At 45.2% G+C, this 25,250-nt stretch carries 30 protein-coding genes and 1 other annotated feature; of the genes, 7 read left to right on the top strand and 23 right to left on the bottom strand.

The annotated features are described in order from the left end of the window. The first annotated feature begins 32 nt into the window (after positions 1-32). From phnC to phnE (JSY36_RS17940), 3 genes are read left to right on the top strand one after another with little or no spacing between them, the layout of a single operon-like run. Positions 33-821: a phosphonate ABC transporter ATP-binding protein gene (phnC, locus tag JSY36_RS17950; protein ID WP_205167423.1), complete on the top strand. Its 789-nt coding sequence runs from the start codon at positions 33-35 to the stop codon at positions 819-821. Next, positions 802-1,629, top strand: coding sequence for a phosphonate ABC transporter, permease protein PhnE (phnE, locus tag JSY36_RS17945; RefSeq protein ID WP_122897671.1), 828 nt, complete (start codon positions 802-804; stop codon positions 1,627-1,629). The genes phnC and phnE (JSY36_RS17945) overlap by 20 nt, the downstream gene beginning before the upstream one ends. Further along, the gene (gene phnE, locus JSY36_RS17940) at positions 1,629-2,441 is read left to right on the top strand and encodes a phosphonate ABC transporter, permease protein PhnE (protein ID WP_205167422.1); all 813 of its coding nucleotides are present in this window, start codon (positions 1,629-1,631) and stop codon (positions 2,439-2,441) included. The genes phnE (JSY36_RS17945) and phnE (JSY36_RS17940) overlap by 1 nt, the downstream gene beginning before the upstream one ends. Before the next feature lie 657 nt (positions 2,442-3,098). Here phnE (JSY36_RS17940) and JSY36_RS17935 read toward each other — a convergent pair. The 16 genes from JSY36_RS17935 to JSY36_RS17860 all read right to left on the bottom strand — a co-directional run bounded on the left by JSY36_RS17935 (position 3,099) and on the right by JSY36_RS17860 (position 16,402). Beyond that, positions 3,099-3,248: a YrzI family small protein gene (locus JSY36_RS17935; protein ID WP_122897675.1), complete on the bottom strand. Its 150-nt coding sequence runs from the start codon at positions 3,246-3,248 to the stop codon at positions 3,099-3,101. Positions 3,249-4,053: 805 nt separating this feature from the next. Then, entirely contained in the window at positions 4,054-4,410 is a 357-nt protein-coding gene (locus JSY36_RS17930) for a DUF1516 family protein (RefSeq protein WP_122897677.1), read from the bottom strand. A 152-nt stretch (positions 4,411-4,562) separates the two neighbouring features. Further along, on the bottom strand, positions 4,563-5,300 hold the full coding sequence (locus tag JSY36_RS17925) for a response regulator transcription factor (protein WP_336511529.1): 738 nt from the start codon (positions 5,298-5,300) through the stop codon (positions 4,563-4,565). A gap of 43 nt (positions 5,301-5,343) precedes the next feature. Next, a complete protein-coding gene (gene phoU, locus JSY36_RS17920; RefSeq protein WP_205167421.1) occupies positions 5,344-6,003 on the bottom strand; it encodes a phosphate signaling complex protein PhoU in 660 nt (219 codons plus the stop codon). 20 nt (positions 6,004-6,023) lie between these two features. Continuing rightward, a complete protein-coding gene (pstB, locus tag JSY36_RS17915; protein WP_205167420.1) occupies positions 6,024-6,857 on the bottom strand; it encodes a phosphate ABC transporter ATP-binding protein PstB in 834 nt (277 codons plus the stop codon). 17 nt (positions 6,858-6,874) lie between these two features. Then, positions 6,875-7,759 carry a phosphate ABC transporter permease PstA gene (gene pstA / locus JSY36_RS17910; protein ID WP_205167419.1) on the bottom strand — a complete coding sequence of 295 codons (885 nt, stop codon included), beginning with the start codon at positions 7,757-7,759 and terminating at the stop codon, positions 6,875-6,877. Between the two features lie 3 nt (positions 7,760-7,762). Continuing rightward, complete coding sequence (gene pstC / locus JSY36_RS17905) at positions 7,763-8,671, bottom strand: phosphate ABC transporter permease subunit PstC (RefSeq protein ID WP_419466051.1); 909 nt, start codon at positions 8,669-8,671, stop codon at positions 7,763-7,765. 151 nt (positions 8,672-8,822) lie between these two features. Further along, the gene (locus JSY36_RS17900; RefSeq protein ID WP_236785118.1) at positions 8,823-9,836 is read right to left on the bottom strand and encodes a PstS family phosphate ABC transporter substrate-binding protein; all 1,014 of its coding nucleotides are present in this window, start codon (positions 9,834-9,836) and stop codon (positions 8,823-8,825) included. Between the two features lie 402 nt (positions 9,837-10,238). Further along, positions 10,239-10,973 carry an MBL fold metallo-hydrolase gene (locus JSY36_RS17895; protein WP_205167417.1) on the bottom strand — a complete coding sequence of 245 codons (735 nt, stop codon included), beginning with the start codon at positions 10,971-10,973 and terminating at the stop codon, positions 10,239-10,241. Positions 10,974-11,026: 53 nt separating this feature from the next. Then, a complete protein-coding gene (locus JSY36_RS17890; protein ID WP_205167416.1) occupies positions 11,027-11,425 on the bottom strand; it encodes a DCC1-like thiol-disulfide oxidoreductase family protein in 399 nt (132 codons plus the stop codon). A gap of 324 nt (positions 11,426-11,749) precedes the next feature. Then, positions 11,750-12,043 (bottom strand): 50S ribosomal protein L27, encoded by a 294-nt coding sequence (gene rpmA / locus JSY36_RS17885; RefSeq protein WP_122897695.1) that lies wholly within the window; start codon positions 12,041-12,043, stop codon positions 11,750-11,752. A gap of 5 nt (positions 12,044-12,048) precedes the next feature. After that, entirely contained in the window at positions 12,049-12,381 is a 333-nt protein-coding gene (locus JSY36_RS17880; protein WP_205167415.1) for a ribosomal-processing cysteine protease Prp, read from the bottom strand. Between the two features lie 12 nt (positions 12,382-12,393). Next, positions 12,394-12,702, bottom strand: a complete 309-nt coding sequence (gene rplU, locus JSY36_RS17875; RefSeq protein ID WP_122897699.1) for a 50S ribosomal protein L21 — start codon at positions 12,700-12,702, stop codon at positions 12,394-12,396. Between the two features lie 15 nt (positions 12,703-12,717). After that, positions 12,718-12,810, bottom strand: a sequence feature (ribosomal protein L21 leader region). 54 nt (positions 12,811-12,864) lie between these two features. After that, positions 12,865-14,322: an Rne/Rng family ribonuclease gene (locus JSY36_RS17870; protein WP_205167414.1), complete on the bottom strand. Its 1,458-nt coding sequence runs from the start codon at positions 14,320-14,322 to the stop codon at positions 12,865-12,867. A 431-nt stretch (positions 14,323-14,753) separates the two neighbouring features. Continuing rightward, complete coding sequence (locus JSY36_RS17865) at positions 14,754-15,590, bottom strand: M50 family metallopeptidase (RefSeq protein WP_205167413.1); 837 nt, start codon at positions 15,588-15,590, stop codon at positions 14,754-14,756. Continuing rightward, positions 15,590-16,402, bottom strand: a complete 813-nt coding sequence (locus JSY36_RS17860; protein ID WP_205167412.1) for a M23 family metallopeptidase — start codon at positions 16,400-16,402, stop codon at positions 15,590-15,592. Before JSY36_RS17860 ends, JSY36_RS17865 begins: the two co-directional genes overlap by 1 nt. A gap of 187 nt (positions 16,403-16,589) precedes the next feature. Between JSY36_RS17860 and JSY36_RS20750 the strand changes: the two genes are divergently transcribed. Further along, positions 16,590-16,715, top strand: coding sequence for a hypothetical protein (locus JSY36_RS20750; protein ID WP_272873326.1), 126 nt, complete (start codon positions 16,590-16,592; stop codon positions 16,713-16,715). A gap of 205 nt (positions 16,716-16,920) precedes the next feature. Here the strand turns inward: JSY36_RS20750 and JSY36_RS17855 are convergent, their stop codons facing one another. The 4 genes from JSY36_RS17855 to JSY36_RS17840 all read right to left on the bottom strand — a co-directional run bounded on the left by JSY36_RS17855 (position 16,921) and on the right by JSY36_RS17840 (position 20,075). Next, positions 16,921-17,547 carry a class I SAM-dependent methyltransferase gene (locus tag JSY36_RS17855; protein WP_336511527.1) on the bottom strand — a complete coding sequence of 209 codons (627 nt, stop codon included), beginning with the start codon at positions 17,545-17,547 and terminating at the stop codon, positions 16,921-16,923. A gap of 18 nt (positions 17,548-17,565) precedes the next feature. Beyond that, positions 17,566-18,057 carry an NUDIX hydrolase gene (locus JSY36_RS17850; RefSeq protein ID WP_336511526.1) on the bottom strand — a complete coding sequence of 164 codons (492 nt, stop codon included), beginning with the start codon at positions 18,055-18,057 and terminating at the stop codon, positions 17,566-17,568. Between the two features lie 8 nt (positions 18,058-18,065). Further along, complete coding sequence (locus tag JSY36_RS17845; protein ID WP_205167411.1) at positions 18,066-19,034, bottom strand: DUF2332 domain-containing protein; 969 nt, start codon at positions 19,032-19,034, stop codon at positions 18,066-18,068. A 150-nt stretch (positions 19,035-19,184) separates the two neighbouring features. Then, on the bottom strand, positions 19,185-20,075 hold the full coding sequence (locus JSY36_RS17840; RefSeq protein WP_205167410.1) for a helix-turn-helix domain-containing protein: 891 nt from the start codon (positions 20,073-20,075) through the stop codon (positions 19,185-19,187). Positions 20,076-20,139: 64 nt separating this feature from the next. Between JSY36_RS17840 and JSY36_RS20745 the strand changes: the two genes are divergently transcribed. The 3 genes from JSY36_RS20745 (at position 20,140) to JSY36_RS17830 (ending at position 22,921) form a co-directional block, all read left to right on the top strand. Further along, entirely contained in the window at positions 20,140-20,262 is a 123-nt protein-coding gene (locus JSY36_RS20745; protein ID WP_272873325.1) for a hypothetical protein, read from the top strand. 76 nt (positions 20,263-20,338) lie between these two features. Then, positions 20,339-21,475, top strand: coding sequence for a S8 family peptidase (locus tag JSY36_RS17835; RefSeq protein ID WP_205167409.1), 1,137 nt, complete (start codon positions 20,339-20,341; stop codon positions 21,473-21,475). A 216-nt stretch (positions 21,476-21,691) separates the two neighbouring features. Then, positions 21,692-22,921, top strand: a complete 1,230-nt coding sequence (locus tag JSY36_RS17830) for an NADH:flavin oxidoreductase/NADH oxidase family protein (RefSeq protein ID WP_205167408.1) — start codon at positions 21,692-21,694, stop codon at positions 22,919-22,921. A gap of 229 nt (positions 22,922-23,150) precedes the next feature. Here the strand turns inward: JSY36_RS17830 and JSY36_RS17825 are convergent, their stop codons facing one another. Genes JSY36_RS17825 through JSY36_RS17815 form a run of 3 tightly spaced genes read right to left on the bottom strand, consistent with a single transcriptional unit; the run spans position 23,151 to position 24,907 of the window. Beyond that, positions 23,151-24,038, bottom strand: coding sequence for a GNAT family N-acetyltransferase (locus JSY36_RS17825; RefSeq protein WP_205167407.1), 888 nt, complete (start codon positions 24,036-24,038; stop codon positions 23,151-23,153). A gap of 16 nt (positions 24,039-24,054) precedes the next feature. Further along, the gene (locus JSY36_RS17820) at positions 24,055-24,276 is read right to left on the bottom strand and encodes a hypothetical protein (protein ID WP_205167406.1); all 222 of its coding nucleotides are present in this window, start codon (positions 24,274-24,276) and stop codon (positions 24,055-24,057) included. Beyond that, positions 24,251-24,907, bottom strand: coding sequence for a hypothetical protein (locus tag JSY36_RS17815; RefSeq protein WP_205167405.1), 657 nt, complete (start codon positions 24,905-24,907; stop codon positions 24,251-24,253). The genes JSY36_RS17820 and JSY36_RS17815 overlap by 26 nt, the downstream gene beginning before the upstream one ends. Positions 24,908-25,250: the final 343 nt, after the last annotated feature.

The following is a 25,250-nucleotide window of genomic DNA, read 5'->3' as shown; positions in this document are numbered from 1 at the left end:
CACCTAACACTTTCCAGGGGGTACATACAACAATGATTGAATTCAAAAACACGTCACTTGTTTATCCAAATGGCACACAGGGACTAAAAGATGTAAACATTAAAATTAATGAAGGAGAGTTTGTCGTAATCGTCGGACTTTCAGGCGCAGGTAAGTCCACTCTCATCCGCAGTGTTAACCGCATGGTGACGCCGACTGACGGAGAACTCCTCGTCGATGGTGAGGATATTCTCTCCTACAACGGGCGTCAGCTCCGCGACCTCCGTACGAAAGTAGGAATGATCTTCCAAAACTACAATCTCGTTAAGCGATCTACTGTGATGAAAAATGTGATCGCCGGCCGGCTTGGCCATACGGGTACATTGCGAAGTGTGCTGAACCTGTATTCAAATGAAGACAAATCACTGGCTTACCAGAGTCTGCAGCGTGTCAACATCGACGAAAAAGTACACTCAAGAGCCGATCAGCTCAGTGGCGGGCAGCAGCAGCGTGTCAGTATTGCCCGCGTACTCACTCAGCAGCCTAAAGTCATCCTCGCCGATGAGCCGGTAGCAAGTCTTGATCCTCCGACTTCTCACCAGGTGATGACGTACCTTCGAAAAGTGAACAAAGAGGACAAGATCACGACTCTTGTAAACCTCCACTTTATTGATATGGCAATGGAGTATGCTGACCGCATTATCGGCATGCGCGCCGGTGAAGTTGTATTTGACGGCCCTGCAAGCACAGTAACTGAAAGGACATTTGAAGAGATTTATGGACGTAAGATCCGTGAAGAAGACATAGTAGGAGGAGATGAAGATGACGAAAACAACGGCTAATCCAGGCCAGGAATCATTCGACCCTTCAAATCCACCAGGCTTACGTACGCAGCAGGCCAAGTGGAAGCTTACGTTTGTATTTGCTGCTGTCGTTCTCGTATACATGTTTACTTCGTGGCAGACAAACTCCAGCCTCATTGATCTTTGGTTTGGGATGCCTGACGTCTGGCGTATGGTAGGCGAACTGTTCCCGCCAAACTGGGGTTATGCAACTGAGACGTGGGGCCGGCTGAGTGAAACGATTCAGATGGCGATTATTGCTACAACGGTCGCCGGAATTCTCTGTATTCCAATCAGTTTGATGGCGTCATCAAATATTGCTCCAAACAAATGGGTTTACAATATTACAAAGCAAATCATGAACATTCTCCGTACGATACCCGATCTGCTGCTTGCGGTTATTTTTGTCGGGATTTTCGGAATCGGAGCGTTTTCCGGTATCATTGCCTTAATTATTTTCTCTCTGGGAATTCTGGCAAAACTGCTCGCAGAGACGATCGAAGCGATTGACAAAAACCCACTGGAAGCCATTCGTGCCTCAGGTGGTAATACCCTTCAGGTGATTGTTTACGGAGTCATACCGCAAATCCTTCCACAATACACGTCATTTACACTATATGTATTTGAAATTAACGTCCGGGCGTCACTGGTACTCGGATTTGTAGGTGCAGGTGGTATTGGACAGCTTCTTCAGCGCTCGATCAGCTTTTTCCAATACGGTCGCGCTATGATAATCATCATTATCATTTTCGTTGCCGTTGTAATCATTGAATACATCAGCGGAAAAATCAGGGAGGAGATTCTCTAATGGAACAGACAACTACACTGCCACTGCCTCCGAAAAAGAAAATTCCGCGAAAAAAAGTCATCCGAAACTGGCTCATTGCGGCCTTTCTTGTTGCTATGTATGCATGGACGTTCTCAAGCATCGGCATTAACTGGGGACAGATTGTCAGCGAGCGTACACTCAATAACATGGGCCGGGTAATCCCACAGCTCTTTTCACCTGAGTGGGCTGTTGCACTTGACGCTCTCAGACTGATGGGCGAAACCCTTGCTATGGCTTATACAGGAACACTGATGGCCGCGCTGCTCGCTGTACCCTTTGGTTTTTTTGCCGCTAAAAACATGGTGGACAGCCGCATCGTCAACACTGCCGCTAAATGGGCACTTGATGGCATCCGTGCCTTTCCTGAAATCATGCTCGCTTTGATTTTTGTAGCTGCAATCGGACCATCAGCCTTCGCCGGGGTCCTCGCCATTGCCGTCGGGTCCATTGGAATGCTCGGGAAATTGTACTCTGAAGTGATTGAGTCCATCGACATGCACGTTGTTGAGTCACTCGAAGCAAACGGGGCAAATAAAGCGCAGATTCTTTTCTACGGAATCATTCCTCAGGTTATTCCTGAATTTCTCTCCTACGCTATTTACCGTTATGAAATCGATGTTCGTTCCTCAACGATTCTCGGTCTGATCGGAGCCGGCGGTATCGGTATGATGATCCAGATCTCTACCATGAACCGGAACTGGGATGAAGTGGGTATGGCCCTCCTTATCATTATCTTTGTCGTTACCGTCATTGACTACGTAAGCTCAGCTATTCGTAAGAGAATTGTTTGACACACCTAAACTAAAGGCTCTGTTAAACTCAGGTGTTGAATACCCTCATTGCAATCCCTTTCCGCGGAGGCGCAGGTGAGCCCCCTCGCAGAAGAAGTACACCTGCTTCTTCCTCTGCCAGTTATTCTTGGCAGCTTTCTGCGTCGAAGCCACTCGAAGCTCATTCATGATGTGAACGCTCATTGCTCCCGCAGGAGTGTCGTGCATTCGCTGCAATCAACGATTTTTAATCAACAATGATCTCCAACAATGCGAATGTATTCGCACTATAACTCATGAAATTAGGCATACTGCTTTTTTGAATGAATATCCTTTTTGTCTGATTTTCAAAGCGCATTGTGCCTAATTTAGCGGAATACGCGACACTACTGCGGGAGTGCGAGACAGGCGAGACCCCTTTAGGGCAAAGCTCTGAGGAGGCTCGGCGCGAGTCCGCGGAAAGGGAGCGTATTCCGTTCAACGAAGCTGAATTTCAATTCTTTTTCCCAAATAAAAGAAAGCAGCTGATTCTGCTGCTTTCTTTCTGCTTTAAGCCAGATCATGGAGCCCAGCTACCCAAAGCCGTCCCCCTCAGGTAACCATACCAGTTGACTAACCACTCTGATTTTCATCATCAACGCCTCCTTTTCTTTTTGGTAAAAAACGCGACTCCCCTTCTTACATCATGCGGAAAAATTCTGCCTGGCGGGCACGCTGCTTTTCAATTCGTCTGCACGCCCGTTCATAATGCTGTTCCCGTTCAAGCTCTTCGCTGCTGTAAGGCTGACGCGTGATTGATACTGTATAGTGAAACAATGTCAATAGCATATCTTATCACCTCCTTTTTTTACTCCATCATCAACGTATGTGAAAGATCGCTGTTCGATACGCCTTTTGTTACGGAAACCGAAATAATAAGTCAAAAGTCACCGCTCTTCATTTGGTCTTTGGTAAAAATGATGCACTGTCTTTTACCCTTTCCTTATACCCCATCAGGGTATTTTAGAGCGTACTAAAAAACACAGACCGGTCCGCTGGTCTGTGCACTGAATTTTACATAAAACAAAATACACAGACCAATCATCACCGGTCTGTGCATCATTTTGTCATTTGGTTAAAAAACCTTAACAAATTTATACGAGAAGTCGCCCGATGATACGTTATGAAGTTTTACAGTTGAAATCATTTTTACCTGCATCATGGGAACGACCTCCTTTCGTTAATGTTGGTTAATTTTGGTGCTACACTTTTTATCTTATAACACTATATGGAAAATGCAACAGATTTTGTGTGTGAAAATGTGTAATCTACATGAATCCCGCGTAACCTTTAGTGCTGGCAACGGTATTTTCTTTGATATTAAAAAGATCCTTCGATTTAACTTCCCTCTGGCATGCTGCACTTCTTTTTGCAGAATAAATTGGGTTTTTGATAGAATTAATTACTTTTTTGACAGAATAAAGTACCTTATCGATAGAATTAAACTGGTTTTTGATAAAATACCTTCTCCGCAACTTGGATTTTTCTAGCCAACTCTATTGGCAGAACTCCATTAATCAAATACCCGCCCCGGGGCAAAATGTGCCTAATTCTGAACAGAAAAAAAGACAGCCAGAATGACTGTCCCTCAAACCTATGCTACAAAATATCCGAAATAAATAACCACGATCGTTAAAATGGCAAACTGTACCCAGAAAATCATCTTCTGAGAACCGTGAAGCGTTCCTTTTTTCGTACCTGTCGTAACCTTCTCCATTGTAAAGATCAGCAGAACAGCCAGAATCCCTTTTACCGCTGTCGCCCAGTAAAAGTTCATGATAAGCAGTGTCGCGCCGGTAACCAGGACAAATACGTAGAACAAACGCAGCGTCATCTGAACAATTTTTGCCCCTTTTGGACGGTTTGATTTGAACAGCATCATTGTTACTGCAAACAAAATCAGCATCACAAACCATGCCAGGGTGTGAGTATGTATCATTCCATCGTACACGAGTCATAACCTCCTCAAACAAAATATCATGCTTTATGTAGTATATCGTTTTCTATCTTCCAGGTAAAGAAGATGAGTATGTATTCAAGAGATTGTCAAATTGATCAAAGCAAAAGACCAGCTTCTCTTCTGCTGGCCTCACTCTCACATTTCTATGAAGGCACGGACTCTTTCACTACGTTCATCATATACCCAATATTCCTTACCGTTTTAACATACGTTGGATTTCTCCTGTGAGGCTCGATCTTGTTTCTTATCCGGCTGATAAACACATCAATAATCCGCTCATCAAGTTCAACCTCATCGCCTGAAAGCTCCTGCATCAGTTTCTCCCGGGACAGCGCTCTGCCTTTATTTTTGGATAAATAGTACAACAATTCAAACTCTTTTCTCGTTAAATCAACCGGACGATCATTCTTGTAAACAAGAAAATGGTCCGGGTCGATGGTCAATTCACCATTTTTAATGATTCGGGAATGCTCGGAAGACCCATGATTCTGGTCTTCTTGACTACAGCACTTTGAACCCCGCCGGATCGTAGATTTTACTCTTGCAACGAGTTCCTTTAACCTCAGAGGCTTCGTCATGTAGTCGTCTGCTCCCAGCTCAAGTCCGAGTACGGCGTCAAGTTCTTCTCTTTTTTCAGATATTAAAACGATAGGTGTCCAGTCATTTTTAACAAACCGCAGCTCTCTGCAAATATCGAGACCACTGTAACCCGGCAGATCCAGCTCTGTAACGATGGCATCAGGCTGGATAATAGAAGCCTGCCTGAACCCTTCGTGTCCGTTTTTTGCTACATATGTTTCAAACCCTGACCTGGAAAAATAACTCTCGATCATGTCAATCGTTGGTTGATCCTGCTCAATAATTAACACCGAATGAGCCACAAAAACCCTCCTCCACAACTGCACTTCTTCCCAGTCCCTAAAATCAGTTCAAATCGAACCGCTGACCGTTTACCTCGTAGATAATCCACTCTGCAATGTTCGTGCAGTAATCAGCAATACGTTCAATGTAGCGAGAGATAAATGCCATCTGAGTGATCTGCTGAATGTCCTGATTCTCTGCAACCGCAACATTAAAAATAGACTTTACAAACTGACCGTATTCCCGGTCCACATCATCATCAAGAGAAGCAATCTGCTGTGCTTCAAGTACATCTCTGTTACGGTATGCTTTCAGCACTTCTTTCATCATATATTGAGCTTTAGAAGCAAGGTTCATCAGAGCTTCTTCATGCTTTGTAACGGAATCCGTTTTAGTCATTCGTTTCGCTGCTTTTGCCATATCCACAGCAAGGTCACCCATTCTTTCCAAGTCACTGGATACTTTTAAAGCAACAATGATCTGGCGAAGGTCAGAAGCTACAGGCTGCTGTTTAGCGATCATTAACGTTGCTCTCTCATTTATTTCAAGTTCCAGCTCATTAATATGCCGGTCCTGGAGTATGATATCCTCCATCTTTGTTTCATCATTGTCCTTAATGGCTGACATCATTTCTGTAAAGGAACGTTCAACCATGGCCCCCTGGAGCATAATTTCTTTTTTTAATTCTAGCAGCTGTGATTCAAAATTCACTCTTACTGACATTATTCTGACTCCCCTTTCGTTTATCCGAACCGGCCTGTAATATAATCTTCTGTTCTTTTGTCAGAAGGATTTGAAAAAATACGGTCTGTTTCATCATACTCAACCACTTCTCCATTAAGGAAGAAAGCCGTTTTGTCGGAAATTCGTGCAGCCTGCTGCATGTTGTGGGTGACGATGACAATCGAATAGTTTTGTTTTAATTCTTTGATCAATTCTTCAATTTTCATTGTGGACTTCGGATCCAGTGCAGAAGTAGGTTCGTCCATTAAGATCACATCCGGTTCAATCGCCAGACATCTGGCAATACAGATCCGCTGCTGCTGACCGCCTGACAGACCGTATGCATTTTCACCAAGACGATCCTTAACTTCCTCCCAGATAGCAGCTCCACGCAAGCTTTTCTCAACAATCTGCTTTAACATCTTTTTATCTCTGATTCCGTGAACACGGGGTCCATAAGCAACGTTGTCGAAAATGGACTTTGGAAACGGATTTGGTTTTTGAAAAACCATCCCTACCCGTGTACGAAGCTCTTCCACCCGGTAAGAGCGGTCAAAAATGTTTTTATCACGGTACATTACTTCTCCTGTGACTTTGACACCGGCAACCATCTCCACCATTCGGTTAAGGGTTTTAATGTAGGTTGATTTTCCACATCCGGAAGGTCCGATGATTGCTGTTACTTCGTTTTCACGGATTGGCAGATGAATATCTTTCAGTGCTTGCGTGTTGCCGTAGTAAAGATTTAAACCTTTCGTATTGTAAACAAGCTTTTTATTTTCTTTTTTATCAGGTTTATTAATTTCACCTAATTTAATTTCTTGTTTTTTGCTGGCTGGTGATGTTAAAGACATGTTACATCCTCCTCAGTTTAGAATCGTTTTTGGAACTTGTTACGAATCAGGATCGCAACTGAATTTAACAGGAACAAGACGACAAGCAACACGACAATCGTAGCAGCTGCCAGGTTTGCATATTCTGCAGTCATTACAGAATCAAGAGTCCAATAATAGATTTGCATTGGAAGAGCAGTAAAGTTATCTGTAATACTTGTCGGAACAGGGATGAGTAATGCCGGGATTCCAATAACAACAAGTGGGGCTGTTTCCCCAATCGCTCTGGATAATGCAAGGATGACACCAGTTAAGATACCGGGTATAGCCGTTGGCAGAACCACATTCTTTATCGTCTGCCACTTGGTAGCCCCCATCCCAAACGAAGCTTCTCTTAAGTAACCCGGAACAGAGCGGATGGCTTCCTGGGCGGCAACAACAACGATAGGTAACACAAGAAGCGACATGGTCAGTCCCCCGGCAATGACACTTGCACCGAAACCAAACATACGGACAAATATCGTTAATCCTAAAATACCGAATACGATCGATGGGACACCTGCAAGGTTGGCAATGTTTGTTTGAATGAAAGAATGCAATTTCCCCCGCTTTGCATACTCTTCAAGGTAAATGGCAGTTCCTACGCCTAAAATCATCGTCACAGGGCCGACAATGAGCATGAGCCATAACGTACCCATGACGGCACCTCTGATCCCTGCTCTGTCTGCACTTGTAGATAACAGGTTAGTCAGGAAGTCCATTGAAAGCCAACCCATACTGTCGACAGCTACCCGGTACAGAAGAATAGCCAGAACGACCAGACCGAACAATGTTGATCCAAGAAATAAAACTTTCACTAATTTATTTAAGAAAACGCGTTTATCCATTCTTTTTTTCACTGAATTCAAGTCAATATATTCCATTGCTTAGTAAACCTCCCTGAACCGTTTGCTTATATATCTTGCGAGGAGATTCATCGTTAATGTAAACAGGAATAACGTCATCGCTACAGCATAGAGACTGTAATAAATCGTTGTCCCGGCAGCTGCATCTCCACTTGTTACCTCGACAATATAAGCGGTCATGGTTTGCATGGATTGAGTAACGTCAAAGGTGAAGTTTTTAGAGCTTCCACTTGCGATCGTTACAATCATTGTTTCTCCTATCGCTCTGGAGATCCCTAAAACAAATGAGGCTATGATTCCTGAAATTGCAGCAGGGATAACAACACGAAATGTTACTTCAAGTTGCGTTGCACCTAACGCCATTGCGCCTTCCCTCATTGAATTGGGAACTGAGTTCATTGCATCTTCTGATAGTGATGCAACGAGAGGAATAATCATAATTCCCATTACGATCCCCGGACTCAATGCGTTTGTGGCTGAAAGCCCTGGAATAATTTCTCTTAATACAGGGGTGACAAACGTAAATGCAAAGAAACCATATACAATTGTTGGTATCCCTGCTAAAACTTCAATCATCGGTTTTAAGATTTTGCGGGCACTTTTTGACGCATACTCACTTAAATAAACAGCTGTAGTCAGCCCTATAGGAATAGCTACAAACATAGCGATGATCGTCGTGAGCATTGTACCCATGATCAAAGGCAAAATACTGTACTGCGGTTCTACCGGACTGAGGGGTCTTAGCACCGTTCCTGTAAAGAACTCTCTTACGGGAACTTCCCTGAAAAATAAAACTGTCTCAAAAATCAATGTGAAAACAATACCTATTGTTGTTAAAACAGAAATAAATGCGGCAGCAAACAATAAGATCGGAACGACTTTTTCGATGAGTGTCGTACTGCTTACAGACTGTTTGTTGCGATAAATCATGTCTTTTACACTGCCTGATTTCAACATTTGTTACTTCCCCTTTCAATCAAAATGCTGCTCTTGATTGTTAATCCCTTGTTATCTTTTTTACATGATTGAAGATGAGAAGCGCTCTCGCCCCCCACCTTCATCACATTTATAATTTCATTAACTAATCGATTGCTTGAATTTGCTCCAACTGCTCTTGCAGTTCTTCTTCTGGAAGTGGAGCGAATCCAGTTTCTCCGGCAAAGTCATTGGCAACCTGCATAATGTACTCTGCAAATGCCTTAACTTCAGGCTTTTCCTGTGCGGAGTTGATGCTTAGGTTAGTAAATACAGGACGAGTAAATGGAGCATAGTCGCCATCTTCTGCAATCGTGTCTAGAGAAGGTTCTACCGGACCATCACCAAAGTCAATTGACACTGCGTTAAGCTTATCAGTGTTGTTTGCGTAGTAACCGAATCCAAAGAATCCAATACCGTTTTCGTCTTCAGAAATTAAGTTAACAAGAGTAGAGTATTCCTGTTGAAGATTGATTGTATCTACAAGGTCCTGCTCTTCAATAATTTCCTGTACGAAGAATTCGTTTGTACCGTGGTTTTCGTTCGGTCCATAGAAATTGATTTCCTCATCCGGCCACTCATCACGGATATCAGACCACATAACAACATCGTCATCTGCAAAGTTGCCTGTTACGAACATTTCTTTTACTTCTTCTTCTGTTAAATCAATCGCCCAGTCATTCTCAGGGTGAGTCACGATTGTCAAACCATCTAAAGCTACTTTAAACTCCTGGGATTCAATTCCGTTGGCTTCCAGTTCTTCAATTTCAGTATCTCTGATTTCACGTGAAGCGTTTGAAAGATCCGTTTCACCGTTCACGAAACGCTGCATACCCGCGCTTGTTCCGGCACGGCTCACTTCTACGCTCACTCCTTGTTGTTCATTTACCATAAACTCTTCGGCAATACGTGCCATTAGAGGATAAACAGTACCTGACCCGTCAATTGCTACTGACCCTGAAAGATCTTCGTTTGCTTCTTCTGTTGTTTCATCGGATGAACCGTTAGAGTCTGCAGCGGCATCTCCTGTATTCCCTTCTTCTTCCCCGCCACCACAAGCTGCTGCTACTACCATAAATCCTGCTGCTAATACTGATAAGCCAAACTTTTTCACTGTCAATTTCCTCCTCGTATCGAGTAAATTCTCTTATTTCTGTGATTAACTCTCTTACAATTGCTAGTATAAAAGACGAATATTAAGGAGAAATAAACCCTGTGTAAAGCAATTGTGAAGGTATTGTAAATTTCAAAAAAAGAAGAGAGGAAAGCGGGGGTCTGTCCCCGCACAATTTTGTGTAAAATTGCGGCACAGGGAGGATTTCATAAAATTGATAGGGGACTGTTGGTAATCTTCATCGCTTCCCGGTGTTCATATTGTGTTCATATGCTTTTGTCAGATTTTGCAGTGTTTTTTCTGAACATCATTTGAGACAAATAGAAAAAGGCTGTGCAGGAAGGTAAAACCTCACCTTCTCACACAGCCTTCTTCTAAAAACCGCTAATTCTATAATAATTACGTCATTTACAATTTAAATACTTTCCCCCCGGCAGCAAGCTCAACCTCTCCGCCGAACTCCCCCCGGGCTTCCTTAACCAAGTCTTCATAATTCCCAAAGTGCGGCAGGTGAGTCAACACCAGATGCCCCACACCTGCTTTTCGGGCCATCCGCCCGGCTTCCACGCTGTTCATGTGACCAAAGGGCTTTGAGTCCTGATCTGCGTAAAAACTCGTTTCCGCAATCAGGAGATCCGCTCCTTTGCTGAACTGAACAAGTTCATCGAGATATGTAGTGTCCGCCGTGTAAACAGCTGACCGCCCCGCCGCTTCCACACGTATGGCAAAGCACGGTACCGGATGATCTGTACGGCAAAACGTAAATGTCATCTCGCCAAACTGAAGCGACTCGCCTTCACTGTAAGGCAAGCCTTCCACCGCCGGCTCCTTCGTCAATGACTGAAACGCCGCTTTGTCTTCCTGATGTCCGTACATTAAAAGGCTGTCACTCGTCCGTTCAAGCGCTTTATCCACAATCCTTGCGTACTGAATCACTCCCAAATCCGCAATGTGATCCGCGTGATAATGACTGAACACCACTGCATCCACGTCCTTCAGCTCCGTGTATCTCTGGAGCTGTGACACGGCCCCGCTCCCGCAGTCGATCACTACTTTCATTCCATTATGCTCCACAAGGTAACAGGATGTGGCTTCTTCTTTTTCCGGATAGGCTCCCCAAAACCCGACAACTGTAATTTTCACGATCAATCAGCCTCCTTTTTCAAACGCACTTCCAACGTCCTTCGTTTCGCTCCTTAAAAATCCAAGAACCGCTCCCGCTCTTCAGCCGTCGGAACACGACACGCCGCCCTTTTCCCAAACCACTTTATCCGGTTTCGGGCAATAATGTTGTACACCCCGTCCCGCAAAGGATACGGAATCAGGATAAACACCCACAATAAATTCCACGGCCGCCTAAGCTCCCGGACGATTCGAAGCGCCGCCCCTGATTTCATGTGGGAGCTCCCATCCTCTTCTACAAGGATCATACTGTCTGTCCCCAGGGGAATACCCGACTTCTCCACAAGCCGCTTTCCTTCTTCACTCTGAAGGGACGCAAATGAAAACACCTTATCCGGGTCACGCTTTATGATAAACTGCACGCTCCCATCACAAAAATTGCACTCACCGTCAAACAGTACGACCTTTCCCACTCCGATCACCCCTGTCACAGTCTGTATCCTCAGTGTATCACAACGTGAGAAAGGCTAACCTGTTTAAACGGCGGAGGAAGCTGTTTAAATCGGTGCCGAACCTGTTCAAACGAGCGGGGAACCTGTTTAAGTGGCGCGTAAGGCTGTCCGCAAACCTCAAAAAACCGCCCCTCCCACCTAACTTGATTAAACCACCCTCTAACTTGATTAAACCCACCGCTAACTCGACTAAACGCCGCTCCTCCACTGCTCCCCCGCCTATAAAAACACAAAAAAACCCCGACACCACCTAAGCGGCATCGAGGGCTTTCTTCATGTATTGACTTACGCTTCTTGAACCTCAGGGTATACGCTCACTTGTTTGCGATCGCGACCTACACGCTCAAATTTAACAACGCCGTCAACTTTTGCGAACAACGTGTCGTCTCCGCCTCGGCCCACGTTTACACCAGGGTAAATGCGAGTTCCGCGTTGACGTACAAGGATAGATCCACCAGTAACAGACTGACCGTCTCCACGTTTAGTACCTAAACGCTTAGAGATTGAGTCACGACCGTTTTTCGTACTACCTACCCCTTTTTTCTGTGCGAAAAATTGAAGATCCAGTTTCAAAAACATAACTTTCACCTCCTGTTTACTTGGATATACTCCCCGTATTGTTCCTCCAGCATGGAAAACGATACGACAAGCCCTTCTAAGAGCAATTGAACTTTCTCATGCGTATCAACCCCGAGATCACCCGGAACCTGACAGCGGAGAAAACCACCCTCACTTCCCATCTCTACAGGAAGCTCGAGTTCACAAAGCTCAGCAATGGCATTAATCGTCCCAAACGACAAAGCAGACGCTGCAGCACACACAAGGTCATGACCATGGGGGCCGGAATCAGCATGTCCCTTCATCGTAAACGACGAAATATGCTTATTTTCATTTCGCTCAACCGTAACTCTGATCATAAGAGCCCCCGATTAAACGGTAATAGAATCGATCGTTACTTTCGTGTAAGGCTGACGATGACCCTGCTTACGACGATAGTTTTTACGCTTCTTCATTTTGTAAACGATTGTCTTCTTGCCGCGGCCGTGTTTCTCAACCTTAGCAGAAACAGAAGCACCCTCTACCAATGGAGAACCAACTTTCGTCTCGTCACCACCAACTAGGATTACCCGGTCAAACGTTACAGTTTCACCTTCAGCAATATCAAGCTTTTCAACGAAAACCTCTTGGCCTTCAGTTACTTTCACTTGTTTACCACCAGTTTCAATAATTGCGTACATATCATGCGCACCTCCTTAATTACTCAGACTCGCCATTGCAGGTGCTTTCTATCCCTCAGCCGAGGGGCAGTTCGCTTAAAAACCTGCTCTGTGCGGTTGCAGTTCTTTGGGTGCAACCAAACAACTAACAAGAAATATCATATCACAACGGTAAAATCAGTGTCAATCACCAGTTTGCCGATTCCAAAATCCCTTCGCTTCCCCCAACTCACCGGCAAAACGAACCGAGTAACCCGAACCATCTGTCTGGGTAAAGAAAACACGCACTCCCGTCTTCTCCTCAAGAGAATGTCTGTGACGACCCGTATCCAGATACTCCCCCAGTTCCTTTCCTGCGCTGATGACAACCGCCTCTGTATCCTGCATCTCAAGAAGCTCACGCTCAAGAGCAAAGTACAGGCTCTGTGCCGATCTCACGAGGCCTTTCCCTTCACAAACCGTACATGACTCCGTAAGCCGTTCCGCCACCGTCGACCTCGCTTTTTTCCGGGTCATCTCCACAAGCCCGAGCTTTGTAAACCCAATCACAGTCGTTCTTGTCCGGTCCTCTCTGAGAGCATCATTCAAGGTCTTTAATACCAGCTCCTGGCTCTTTTCGTCCTCCATATCAATAAAGTCCACAATAATAATTCCGCCGAGATCCCGGAGACGCAGCTGTTCAGCCACAGCCACCGCCGCCCCACAGTTCGCTTTAACCACCGTATCCTCAAGGGACGTCTTTCCGGTAAACTTCCCCGTATTCACATCAATGACGGTCATTGCTTCTGTTTCTTCTATTATTAAAGAGCCGCCGTTTTTCAGCCACACCTGCTTACTGAACACCTGCTCAAGCTTTTTTTCCAGATCGAAGACCGTAAAAATGCCTCCACGCTCTTTATGCAAACGCACCTCTGCCTGTTCAAAGGGATTCATCTTCAGCCAGCGGGTCAAAAAGGTGTAGTCTTTCGGATGGTCGATCGTAATTTTCGTATTCGGCCGGTGGGCATAGTTTCTTGCCACCTGCAAAATCATCGATCCCCCCTCAAACACAAGTGCCGGGGCTCCTTTCTCCTTCGAATCCACAAGGCTGTCCCTGAACATCTCCCGGAGCACATCGAGCTCCTGCCTTACCTGATCCATACTCAGTTCTTTTGCAGCGGTCCGGATAATGATCCCCTCCGGAGCCTCTACCGTCTCCTGCCCGAACGTACGCCACTCTTTTCTCAACTCATCTTCCCCAAGGCGTTTTGATACAGCCACGTAATCAGAGTAGGGAAGGTAAACAATGGACTGCCCCGGAAGCTGGATAAATTCCGAGAGCTTCGGCCCTTTCGTACTCATCTCTTCTTTCGCAACCTGGACAAGCACTTCCTGGCCCTGTTTCACACACGAGGCAATCGGCTTTTTCCCACCGTCTGTCGCCCTCACATCTTTACTATGTAAGTAGCCGTCTTTTCCAATTCCGAGATCCACAAACGCCGCTTCCATTCCCGGAAGAACCTTTGTAACTCTCCCTTTATATATATCGCCTACTCTCGCCGCTCCGGCCGGGAGCTCCACGAGCCACTCCACGACTTTGCCGTTTTCAAGAATGGCGCCTCGCTTTTCATCTGTAATTGTATTTAATATGATTTCAAGCACTGTCTGTCGCTCCGTTTCCTGTCTGATTACCGTTATTATACATGATCAGACGATTTGCCGCTTTTTAGACCTTTTACCTTCGGCTTTATTTAAAGAATAGTTTCAAACATTCTTTTATACTCAAAGTCCATTGCGCTGCAGGCGGACTTTTTCCGCGGGAGTCGCCGCCTTCCGCTTCATTCCTCATATTTATGAAAAATACTTGATATAGGAGTTTTAATATCCCCTGTTTACAGAAGATGAAGAAGCCGGCTAAATCCATCTCCCTTAAAACGTCTAAAACCAGGGTGCAGCTGGAGCACCAAAGGCTTTAAGGCATTATTCTGTGAAGACCAAATTTGCCTTTTCGAGAACGGTTAGTTGCTAATTAGGTTACTGAAATCTCGTATCTGCACATCCTCTCAAAATAAGAAGCTCCCCTTCGTCCGGGATCAAAAGACCGCGCCGATGGGGAGCATTCGTTTTTTCTGATTAAAAAAAGCCTCTATGATTTTTTCTTCCTCAACTGCTTTTCCAGTATCGTGGAGGACGATCATGTGCTGACAGTTCCGTCTCAGTTTTTTAATCACATCAGCGATCTTCTCGTCCCCATTCACAAACACAGGCCTCATCCGGCTCACGAGTTTTGCCTTTTTCTCAAAACGCTCGATGAGAAACCGCATGAAAATAAAATGCCGCTGTCTCCATTCGAGATAATGATGAACAGCGAGGAAGCTGAGGACGACGATTAAATTCAGATGGAACGGAAGAATGCTCAACGCAACACACCAGAACAGCGTTAAAAACACGAGAGAAGAATAAAACGATGTGTAGAGCGCTTTCCGGTAAGGAAGGAACGCAGTCTGAAGGACAAACAGTAATTTCCCCCCGTCCAATGGCTTAATCGGCAACAGGTTAAAAGCCAGAATTGTCAGGTTGTGAAACAGAAAAATGGCATGATCCGAAGCACTCCACCATTGAAACTGTAGGCAGATAAAGCTCAGGGCAATGAGCCAGAGGTGCTGCAGGGGCCCGGCGATAATCACAAGCGCTTCTTCTTTCACCGGCCTGTTTCCGTACTCCTCTGTTTCTGCCACACCACCAAAAGGAAGGAGTTCAATCTTAGTCAGGCGCCAGCCAAACCGTTTCGCCGTCCATCCATGTCCCATCTCATGAATAAACACGATCAAAAACATCATGATGACTTCCTTAAAATAACCGGTAATGATCCCGGAGCCGAGAATGACCCAGAAGAGCGGGTGAACTTTAACGATCTTCAAAAGATCCATCAAGGTGCGATCACATCAATCGGATCAACGAAACTTTCCCCTTCTTTTAATGCAAAGTAATACACACCAACCGAATCGTCATCACGAGCCGGTGATACGTACCCGACCAGATCACCTGCTTCCACATGGTCATAGAGATTCACCTGGATATTGTCGAGCATGCCGTACCACGATTCTCCCCCGTCGTAATGACGGATCACCACTGTTTTTCCCCACTCTTTTGCTTCGTCTTCACCTACAAAGCTGATCACGCCACCCCGGACCGCTTCAACAGACTCATTAATATTCGTCTCCACATAAATGCCCCGTCCGTTCTGCTCAAAGGACTCGGCGATGGTCCCGGTAGCAGGTAACGCGTATGCCAGTTCCATGTCTTCCCCCTCAGGTGCCGGTGCTACTTCCATGCTTGGGGGCAGGAGAGCAAGGGGACGGCCGAACTGATTCTCATACCAGTCAGACACCGCAGCAAATTCGAAGTCCTGATTAAAGGATTGATGAACAAACTGACGGGCGGTATCAAACTGCCCTGCCGGAAGACTGAAAAGGATTGCCACAAGAAGGAACAGGCACACACTCGAGAGTACCTGAAACATGATGGTCTCCTTTTTAAAGAACGGTTCAGACTGCTCCTTATCCCTTGCACCGGGGCGGTAAAAGTCCGTTTCTTCCCTGGACTCGTCATGGCTCGTCTGAATCCATGGCGGATAGGAAGACCGGTCCCGTCTCCGCTCCCCTTCCCGTGCTCTGCCGGGCTGCCGGCGCTTACGCTTTGCTTCCATCATTCTTTTTATTTTCTCCGCCCGATTTTTCATTCTCTTTCCCCCATCCTCTGCATACCATAAAGACTTATTAATACACTATATGACTTGTCCGGAGGGAATATGCGGAGCCTGTCACCCAGCATTGTGAGTGGTTAAATTACACGATTTTTCACGCCCTGACGCCTTGTTCACCTGCTATAATAAGCTAAACCAGAAAACAGGGGGGGGGCAAAAGCATATGAACCTGATCGTCGAAAGCTTTGCAGGTCTTCTCTCAGTGGCAGCCGTCTCCATTTTTTCTTTTCAGTCCGTCGAATTTTTCCAGGCAGCACTGGAGCTCATTGCCCAGTATAAAAAGAATTAAAAGGACCTCACTGGCGCGGGCCGGTGAGGTTTTTTAGGGGATAAAATGGATGCAAAATTTTAAGAACCGGTGATTGCATATTTAAAACCGATAATCATACAGTTAAAACCATTTAAAAAATATTAAGCCGTTAATTACGCAATTGAAACCGTAAATAAGATTATAAAGCCGGTAATCACACACTTAAAACCGATAAACCTTCGCCCTACTTCTCTATAACAAACACACCGCCGCAGTAGGAATGCTTGTGGAACGTCACCCGGCATACTCCCCTTAACGCTTCTTCCAGCTCATCAGCCACAAAGTAAAACTCATCCCCGTCCCAGTGATGAAGATTCTCCTCCCGGCATGCGTTCAGATGCTTCCGCGTTTCAAATGCCACGTCCCCGATGAAAATTCTGCCGCCTTCTTTTAACAGCGGCAGCAGCTCCCTCACCATCCTTACCTTCTCCTCGTCACTCAAATGGTGAAGGGCGTATGTACTCACAACGGCGTCAAACTTTTCTTCCTTCACTTCCGTAGGCAGTCCTTTTGCAAAATCCCACTCAATCAAGGTCGCATCAGGCATTTTCCCCCTGGCTATGGCAATCATTTCACTGGAAAAATCAATCCCCGTAACCCGATGGCCGGCTTCATAGAGGCTTGTGGTCAGTACACCTGTCCCAAAGCCGATATCCAAAACCTCTGCTTGGTCTTTTTTCATCACTTCACTGTAGATCCCGTTGATGTTCTTCTTATACCCTGCAAAGGGATACTCGTTCTTTTCTTCAATAACCATCACGTCCTGATCATAGGCTTTTGCCCACAAATCGAATCCCTGTTTATTTAACACCTGTTCATTCCTCCTTTACTAAACCCGGCTGTACACCTTCTCCAGTGGATTTTCGTCTACATTTACGAGCAGGTCTCCTTCGTAATAATACCGGTATGTATGTTTATTTTCCCCATCAAGCATCTGTGGCAGGAAATACATAAAATCAGCAAGGCCCGTGTTTTCTTTATCAATAAGCCACTCTCTCGTTTTCCAGTCCAGAATCCCTTCTTCTCTTTTTACCGGTGTTGGATACGATGTCTGTTCCGGAATTTCAGCAATATACACATACATGCCTCCATAATCTGCACCGTCTACCACCCACGTTACATTTCCTTTATGGTCGATGTCAGTAAGCACCAGCCCCGTCTCTTCTTTTACTTCTCTAAGCACCCCTTGAAGAGGTGTTTCCCCGGGTTCAATTTTCCCACCGACACCGTTCCACCTGCCCATCCATGATCCTTTTTCCCGGTTGAGCATAAGAATTTCGTTTCCCCTTTTAATAAAACAAATCGTAAAATTCAGCATCATCCTGCCTCCTAAAGGTTCCACTCAAACCATTGGCCGTGCCCTTCCGTGCGGCCAATGGTGTTTTTCTTCTCAATCCCGTCTATTATTGAATCCACATGCAGCAAACCATCCCACATGTTGTTGTACACATGGAAAATATCGCGCCAACCGCCGATTAAGTGAATGTTTTTCTCCAACTGTTCTTTAACATTGACAGGAATCTGATTAGCCACGTGGGTATGAAAAACAACGAGGGTCGAATCTCTCCCGGCTTTTTCCGCCAGTTCGGGCAACAGACTGACTCCGTCTCCTTCAATGAGCTGAACAGGATCTTTTTTCATCAGCCGTGCGGCTTCTTCAAACATGACGCGTCGTTCTTCGTGCTCGGGCCAGATGAGTGCCTTCAGCCACATGCGATCTTCCTCTTTTCTTACGTCATTCACGTAAAGATCCACCCCGACTCTTGAAGCGACAGGAGGGCTCTCGGGCAAAAGAACAGGCTTCCCTTTACACTCGGAGCGAATCCGGACAGAAGAATCCGCCATCCCGTATGTATAACCGTCCCCATATTCATACGAGTATCGATCCCAATGGAGCTGCAGACCTGCACTCGTCCCGATTTCAATCAAAGAGAGAGGCTTGGCCGTCTGTTGAAAAATCGAGCAGAACACCGGATAAAGATACGCACATCGTCTGATCTCATTTGTTTGTACACGCTTTGTTTTTAACAGACGCGAAATCTCTGATTTGTTCGCGATGCAGAATTCTTTAAATCTCTTAAAATCCGCCCCCAGGATCCCATCTTCTTTTTCTTTAAGGAGCAGATATTGAACAGCACCAAAAAACAGATTCGGAACCGGCTGTCCTTCTCCGGCGTTCGAAGCCAGGTCAAGGAGCTGCCGGTCTTTCGAAACCTCTTTACTCCATTTTTCATACAACTGACTTGATCCTTTGCACTCTTTTTCAGCAAAACGGACAAAACGTCCCGACAGGTTCATAGGAATTCCTCCCTACATATTTAACATTATGATTAATATGTGTAAATAAAAACCATAAATGATGAGTTTGCTAATATTTATCTTACAAAACCCTATTGTACTAACCTCTGAAAGTAGGTAGGATATAAAACAAATATTCAGAAAATTTATTCATTTTAAATAGTTTTCTTTATATTGCCAGAGCAGCCGGCTGTAAAGCTTCTTATCAAGCAATTCGAAAAAGAAGAGTGCTTTTTGGTAACATTCTCTAATTTCATCCTCATCACAGCCGAGTCTCTCAAAGCACTGACCACGGTAGTAATAGAATTGGCCCAAAAGAGACATATTTTCTTTTTCCAGTGACTTCCTAATTCCGTCTTCAATAGTGGCGAGTGACTCTTCAGCGGCCCCCATATCATAAAGGGTTTTTGATTTGTTGTACATGACCCTGATTGTAAAAATATCCGCAGTCAAAACAGAGGCAGCGGCTGAGGACCGGTCTTCATTCTTAAGAATTTTATCGTAGTAGTACAGGCTTTCCTTATACTGGCCGTTGGTCGCAAGCAGGTAGGCAATGGAGTTAAGAATCCGGTCCCGCAGATTGCCTTTTGACTGAACGGGTGTTTTCTTTTCATCATGGAGGCCTTTAAGCAGTTGAATCGTTTTTTCTATCGAAACACGTTTTGTCTGATAGGCACTTAAGTGAAAATGCCACGTGAGATAGCTTGTCATCCAGTAACAGGTAGTGGATTCGTCCAATTTACCCTTGAGCAAGTCATACATCTGCTCAAACTTCTGCTCGCCGGACAAATGTTCAACATGGGCTATGAGATCCTCATTTTCATCCATATCGTCTTCAAGCATGAGCTGGATAAAAAAATCGATTGGTACATGAAGTTTAGCCGACAGGTAATACAGCGTATCGACTGCCGGAAAAATCTGTCCCCGCTCAATTTGAGAAATGGCTGACTGTGTGCAGATCCCGTCAGCAAGCTGTTTTTGTGAAAGAAAGTGCCGCTTGCGGAGCTTTACGATTTCTGCGCCTAACTTTTGGTTATTCATTTTGTTTCACCTTACTATACTCTTTTTTACCAGTTTACCAGATCTTTGAAAGGAGGGTTGCCACATGTGGAAAAAACTCGTTGTTATTGCATTCGTCACAGGCTTTATAAGTGCAGGTACATTTAGCGTAACTGATGCTCAGGCAGTAATTGATACGCTTCCACAGGACCTGCCTTACGAGAGTTAAGTCTTTCAATCTTTTAAAGGCTTTTCAGGTACACAGGATTCATAACAATAAAATTCGAACAAGGGAGAGGATCAATTTGAAAAAATTATTCACAGTATGGTTGGCATTGGTGTTACTTGCTATTCCGGTGCAGGTTGGGGCATTTGCAGATGAAGGAAGTAATACGAACCAGGATTATCTGGTACAGTTTGACGGACCGGCAAGCAAAGGGTTAATCAAGGCTTTTGGGGTAGATGAAAGTGATATTCTTCATACATACGATCACTTGCCTGTGGTTCATGTAAACCTTACAGACAACCAGGCTCGCGGACTGGCTAACCACCCGCAGATCTCGGCTGTCGAGGAAAATGCTGAAGTACAGGCATTCGGTCAGACCGTACCGTGGGGCGTTCCACATGTACAGGGAACAGCAGCTCAGAACGCGGGATACACTGGCGCAGGCCTTAAAGTTGCCATTCTTGATACAGGTATCGACCGTAACCACGAAGACCTATTTGCCAATGTTAAGGGCGGTCATTCTGTATTTACTGATTCTGCGAACAACGACCCTTACTACGATGAAAGTGGACACGGCACCCACGTAGCCGGAACAGTAGCAGCAGTCGATAACGACCTTGGTGTTGTCGGTGTTGCCACACAGGCAGAGCTGTATGCCGTAAAAGTACTGAACAACTCCGGAAGCGGCTCTTATGCTGGTATCGCTGAAGGAATTGAATGGTCAATCAATAACGGAATGGATATCATCAATATGAGCTTAGGCGGATCCCAGAGTTCTTCCATTCTTGAGCAGTTCTCGAACCTCGCTTACGAAGAAGGCCTTCTCGTTGTTGCAGCTGCTGGTAACAGCGGAAACCGCGGCGGAAACAATGACACAGTGGGCTACCCTGCCAAATACAATTCCGTTATCGCCGTAGCAGCTGTTGATCAGAACAACAACCGTGCCACGTTCTCAAGTACAGGACCAGCTGTTGAAATTTCAGCTCCTGGTGTAAGTATTTTAAGCACAACTCCCGGCAATAACTATGCTGCTTTTAACGGTACGTCAATGGCCTCTCCACACGTAGCCGGCGTTGCCGCACAGGTATGGCAGGCAAAGCCTGGACTTTCTAATGTGGAATTAAGAAACCTGTTAAACGACACAGCTGTAAATCTGGGAGGCTCTAACCAATACGGTCATGGCCTTGTCCAGTCACTGGATGCGATTCAGCAATAGCCTATATTAGCCCAAATGTGGACGGTTCTTTTGCTTCCTAAGAAGCAACGGAACCGTCTTTTCTTTTACCGTAAATACTCCAGTAAGAACCCTCCACTCCGCCCCACATGTCTTTCCCGATCGAAATAAGCATGCTATGATCTGTTTACCTACGGTGCCGGGCACCGTGTTCACTGCGTCACACAGTGCCCGGCACCGTAAAGAATGGAGGTCAATATGGAAATGTCCGCATTAACGACACCATTGACATCGAAAACTTTCACTATAAAAAATCGTTTATTAAAAGCGGCTATGAGTGAAGCCCTCGCCACATCACAAAACAACCCTATAGAGGCACTTATCCATTTGTATCGTCGGTGGGCTCAAGGGGGTGCAGGTCTTCTGATCAGTGGTAACGTGATGGTCGATCGAAAAGCTTTAGGGGAACCTGGGAATGTGGCCATTGAAGATGAGCAAGACTTAGCCATGTTAAAGAAGTGGGCAAACGCTGGCACTCAACATGATACTCACTTTTGGGTTCAGTTAAATCACCCTGGGAAACAAACTCCAAAATCCGTATCAAAAGAACCGGTTGCCCCCAGTGCTGTTCCGCTCTTTGGAGGTGGACACGCCTTTAACAAGCCTCGCGCACTCACGACAGATGAAATTTGGGACATCATTAAGCGCTTTGGACGTGCTGCTCACATTGTTAAAAAAGCGGGGTTTACTGGTGTCCAAATCCATGCCGCCCATGGGTATTTAATCAGTCAATTCTTATCACCCCACCATAACCAACGAACAGATGAATGGGGTGGAGATTTGAACGGCCGCATGCACTTTCTTTTAAAGGTTTATCAAGAAATAAGAGAGCACGTAGGCGATGATTTTCCCATAGGCATTAAACTTAATTCAGCTGATTTTCAACGGGGAGGATTTACTGAAGAAGAGTCCATTGGCGTACTTAAAACCATGGACGAAGCGGGTATTGACTTGATCGAAATTTCAGGCGGAAACTATGAAAACCCGAAAATGCTTGGTGGAGATGTGAAAAAAAGCACGAAAGAAAGAGAAGCCTATTTTTTAGAGTACGCTGAAAAGGCAAGACATCTCGTTCGCGCACCCTTCGTTGTGACCGGCGGGTTTCGATCTGAGAAAGCCATGGTGGACGCCATTGAAAGTGGCGCGCTAGACATGATCGGTATCGGTAAGCCGTTTGCTTTAAACCCTGATCTGCCAAACCAAATCATCAATGGCTCCTACGAAACGGTAAATACAAAACCGATCAAAACCGGCTTTAAGCCATTAGATAAAAGAGTATCCAGCATGCTAGACCTCACATGGTACGAACAACAATTGGCACGAATGGGAAAAGGGAAAGATCCCAACCCTGATCTTCCCCCTTTGAGAACGCTAGTAACAATGATTGTCACCCACGGCACTGCTATGTTTCAAAAGAGACGCACCTAAGAGGGGACGGTTCTTTTTGCTTCCTGCTAAGCAACGGAACCGCCCCCACCTTGTCAAGCTAATTCAATAGAAACAAATAAACCATCAACGCCACTCCTGCAATTAACCCCGACAACGTCATGATTTTTCTTTGCCGATCGTTCACTTTCGGTCACCTCTCTTCTGGCAGTGCGGGGACGGTTCTTATGCATCTATTTTAGGACGCAGAAGAACCGTCCCTACATAGCCGTCACCTCTTTTTCCAGCGGTAAGACGTGGACACAATTGTTTCAAAAAAGCCGATGTCGTGATACAGCTTCCTAGCTCCACTGTTTTCTTCATCTACGCTTAAAAACAGGGATTTTGCACCTGCATCTTTTGCTCTCTCAATTGTGTATTCAATCAACGCGGATGCATGGCCTTGCTTACGAAAATCTTCGTGTACCGCTACATCTTCAAGCCTATAAAAGGTAGTCCCTTCAATGTGATCCCATAGAATTGCCCCGGCAACACAATCGTCAACGATCACGTATGCCGCTTCCATGTTAAAGTCACCCAAATATTCATCCAGCTGCTCAACGGGCTTCTCCCACTTCCCGGCCAAACTTAATACGCGAGCTGCCTCTTCATAGTGGCAGTCCCCTTTTTGTAAAGGATAAACCGTTTTCGAGCTGGTCCCCTTTTCAAACCCTTGCACATCAATATCCATTTCGATTTGGCGCGCACCCTTTTTCCACTCCATTCGCTCCGCCGTTTGTAAAAGAAGCTCGTTACTCTCATTTATACTCAAGATGATAGTGTCAAACTGTTCAGATATTTCTTCTTCCAATTGACCGAAGAGCCAATCAAACACACGTTGATCGTGATTTTCTTTTGTAAACACCGGTCCAATTATATACGCCTCTTTGTCTCCAGGTTCATATAAAAAACCGAAAAAACCGACAGGCTCATCTTTATTTTCTACCACATACAGCGTGTCCTCGTAGGTGTTCCCCCACTCGGCCACTTCCGCTTCAAGCTCCTCCAACCCTTTCACTCTAGGATAAGAAAGACCTTGCGTCTCTTCCTTCCAACTCCACTGGCACAATTGATCAATAAATGCCCGATCGGCCGCTTCTGCTTTTCGAATCGTCTTCATTTTCTTTTCCCTCCATTTATGTGCAACACATGACTGCTTTAGTCACATCTTTTTCTTTGATCCAAATCGTGCCGTCTCTTACTTCGAACATGATTATAGCATCTTGAAGCCGTTGAATCTGGCTTTCACTATGACTTGCCCACTCAACATAACGGCTTTCCTCCTCTGAGGCAAATAGAACGAAGCACATCGTGCCTGCAAGGAGGATGTGTTTAATAGGTTCTCGTTTTACCATCATCACCCTCGATCTTTAGGTTGGGGCCGTTGAAGCTGCCCCCATCAAAACCACTAGATTCCACTTCTGCTGAGATGGAAACAACCTTTCTCTCTGAACCATCCAAACTAGCTTCAAAAGGCCCGTATTCATTTAAAAGCGATAAAATCTCATTAAATTCTTTATATCCACTATATCTCTCCATAAATGAAAGTGTAAAAAAAACAGCCTCATCACTGTGATTCGTAAACGTGAGCTCACACTCGGCTTTCATTCGCTCGTTACCGCTTCTATTAAACTCACAAACACTCGCCGAACTATCGTAACTCACCGCATATACCCCAGAGGCAACCGTTCTTTCAAAAGCTGAAGCCGTCGCAATTGGCATCACATTCACTAATAACAAACTTAATAGAGCCAGTCTAAGCTTATATTTATCAAGAGCTTTTACGAGGAACACAACCGCCGCTACGATCATGGCTACATACAGCCACCCGAACCACATGATCCCATCCGCTGTACTCACCGGAATTCCTAAAACCACCATCGAGTGAACCCCGCTCTGGTAAGTCGCATGAGGAAACGGAAAGTTCAGTGCCATGACCACGAAGAATAGAGATAGGGAAGTGATTAAATAACCTTTATGTATAATCAATCATTTTCCTCCTATGTCATATCATTATGAATCTTCTTTATTTTAACATAAAAATCCAATTAAAAAGGATGAATCGTTTTTACGATTCATCCTCAGGCTGTTGAGAAAGTCTTTTCTCAACAGCCTTTTCTTTTTGTGTTTAATAATCCAACTATTCAGATATTTATAGTACACTAATAATAAAGGGTCTAGTATGAATTGCACATAAAAGCAGAGATCCTGCATCCGCTTCAGACGGACGCTTTCCGCGGGCAACGCTTCAGCCTCCTCACTCCGTTGCGGGGTCTTCAGCTGTTGCTTTTCCCGCTGGAGTCGCCGTCTTCCGCTACTGCCTACTATTATA

Origin of the sequence: Alteribacter salitolerans (assembly GCF_016901055.1) — a bacterium.
Classification (GTDB): domain Bacteria; phylum Bacillota; class Bacilli; order Bacillales; family Salisediminibacteriaceae; genus Alteribacter; species Alteribacter keqinensis.
Note: the sequence above shows the minus strand (reverse complement) of the source record. Positions and strands in the feature narration are given on the sequence as shown.

Bases quoted from the DNA above. Each gene is read 5' to 3' on its own strand.
- phnC (WP_205167423.1), top strand. From the start codon at position 33: ATGATTGAATTCAAAAACACGTCACTTGTTTATCCAAATGGCACACAG.
- phnE (WP_122897671.1), top strand. From the start codon at position 802: ATGACGAAAACAACGGCTAATCCAGGCCAGGAATCATTCGACCCTTCA.
- phnE (WP_205167422.1), top strand. From the start codon at position 1,629: ATGGAACAGACAACTACACTGCCACTGCCTCCGAAAAAGAAAATTCCG.
- JSY36_RS17935 (WP_122897675.1), bottom strand. From the start codon at position 3,248: ATGCTATTGACATTGTTTCACTATACAGTATCAATCACGCGTCAGCCT.
- phoU (WP_205167421.1), bottom strand. From the start codon at position 6,003: ATGTCAGTAAGAGTGAATTTTGAATCACAGCTGCTAGAATTAAAAAAA.
- pstB (WP_205167420.1), bottom strand. From the start codon at position 6,857: ATGTCTTTAACATCACCAGCCAGCAAAAAACAAGAAATTAAATTAGGT.
- pstA (WP_205167419.1), bottom strand. From the start codon at position 7,759: ATGGAATATATTGACTTGAATTCAGTGAAAAAAAGAATGGATAAACGC.
- pstC (WP_419466051.1), bottom strand. From the start codon at position 8,671: ATGATTTATCGCAACAAACAGTCTGTAAGCAGTACGACACTCATCGAA.
- rpmA (WP_122897695.1), bottom strand. From the start codon at position 12,043: ATGTTTTTGAAACTGGATCTTCAATTTTTCGCACAGAAAAAAGGGGTA.
- JSY36_RS17880 (WP_205167415.1), bottom strand. From the start codon at position 12,381: ATGATCAGAGTTACGGTTGAGCGAAATGAAAATAAGCATATTTCGTCG.
- rplU (WP_122897699.1), bottom strand. From the start codon at position 12,702: ATGTACGCAATTATTGAAACTGGTGGTAAACAAGTGAAAGTAACTGAA.
- JSY36_RS17865 (WP_205167413.1), bottom strand. From the start codon at position 15,590: ATGGATCTTTTGAAGATCGTTAAAGTTCACCCGCTCTTCTGGGTCATT.
- JSY36_RS17860 (WP_205167412.1), bottom strand. From the start codon at position 16,402: ATGAAAAATCGGGCGGAGAAAATAAAAAGAATGATGGAAGCAAAGCGT.
- JSY36_RS20750 (WP_272873326.1), top strand. From the start codon at position 16,590: ATGAACCTGATCGTCGAAAGCTTTGCAGGTCTTCTCTCAGTGGCAGCC.
- JSY36_RS17850 (WP_336511526.1), bottom strand. From the start codon at position 18,057: ATGATGCTGAATTTTACGATTTGTTTTATTAAAAGGGGAAACGAAATT.
- JSY36_RS17845 (WP_205167411.1), bottom strand. From the start codon at position 19,034: ATGAACCTGTCGGGACGTTTTGTCCGTTTTGCTGAAAAAGAGTGCAAA.
- JSY36_RS17840 (WP_205167410.1), bottom strand. From the start codon at position 20,075: ATGAATAACCAAAAGTTAGGCGCAGAAATCGTAAAGCTCCGCAAGCGG.
- JSY36_RS20745 (WP_272873325.1), top strand. From the start codon at position 20,140: ATGTGGAAAAAACTCGTTGTTATTGCATTCGTCACAGGCTTTATAAGT.
- JSY36_RS17830 (WP_205167408.1), top strand. From the start codon at position 21,692: ATGGAAATGTCCGCATTAACGACACCATTGACATCGAAAACTTTCACT.
- JSY36_RS17825 (WP_205167407.1), bottom strand. From the start codon at position 24,038: ATGAAGACGATTCGAAAAGCAGAAGCGGCCGATCGGGCATTTATTGAT.
- JSY36_RS17820 (WP_205167406.1), bottom strand. From the start codon at position 24,276: ATGATGGTAAAACGAGAACCTATTAAACACATCCTCCTTGCAGGCACG.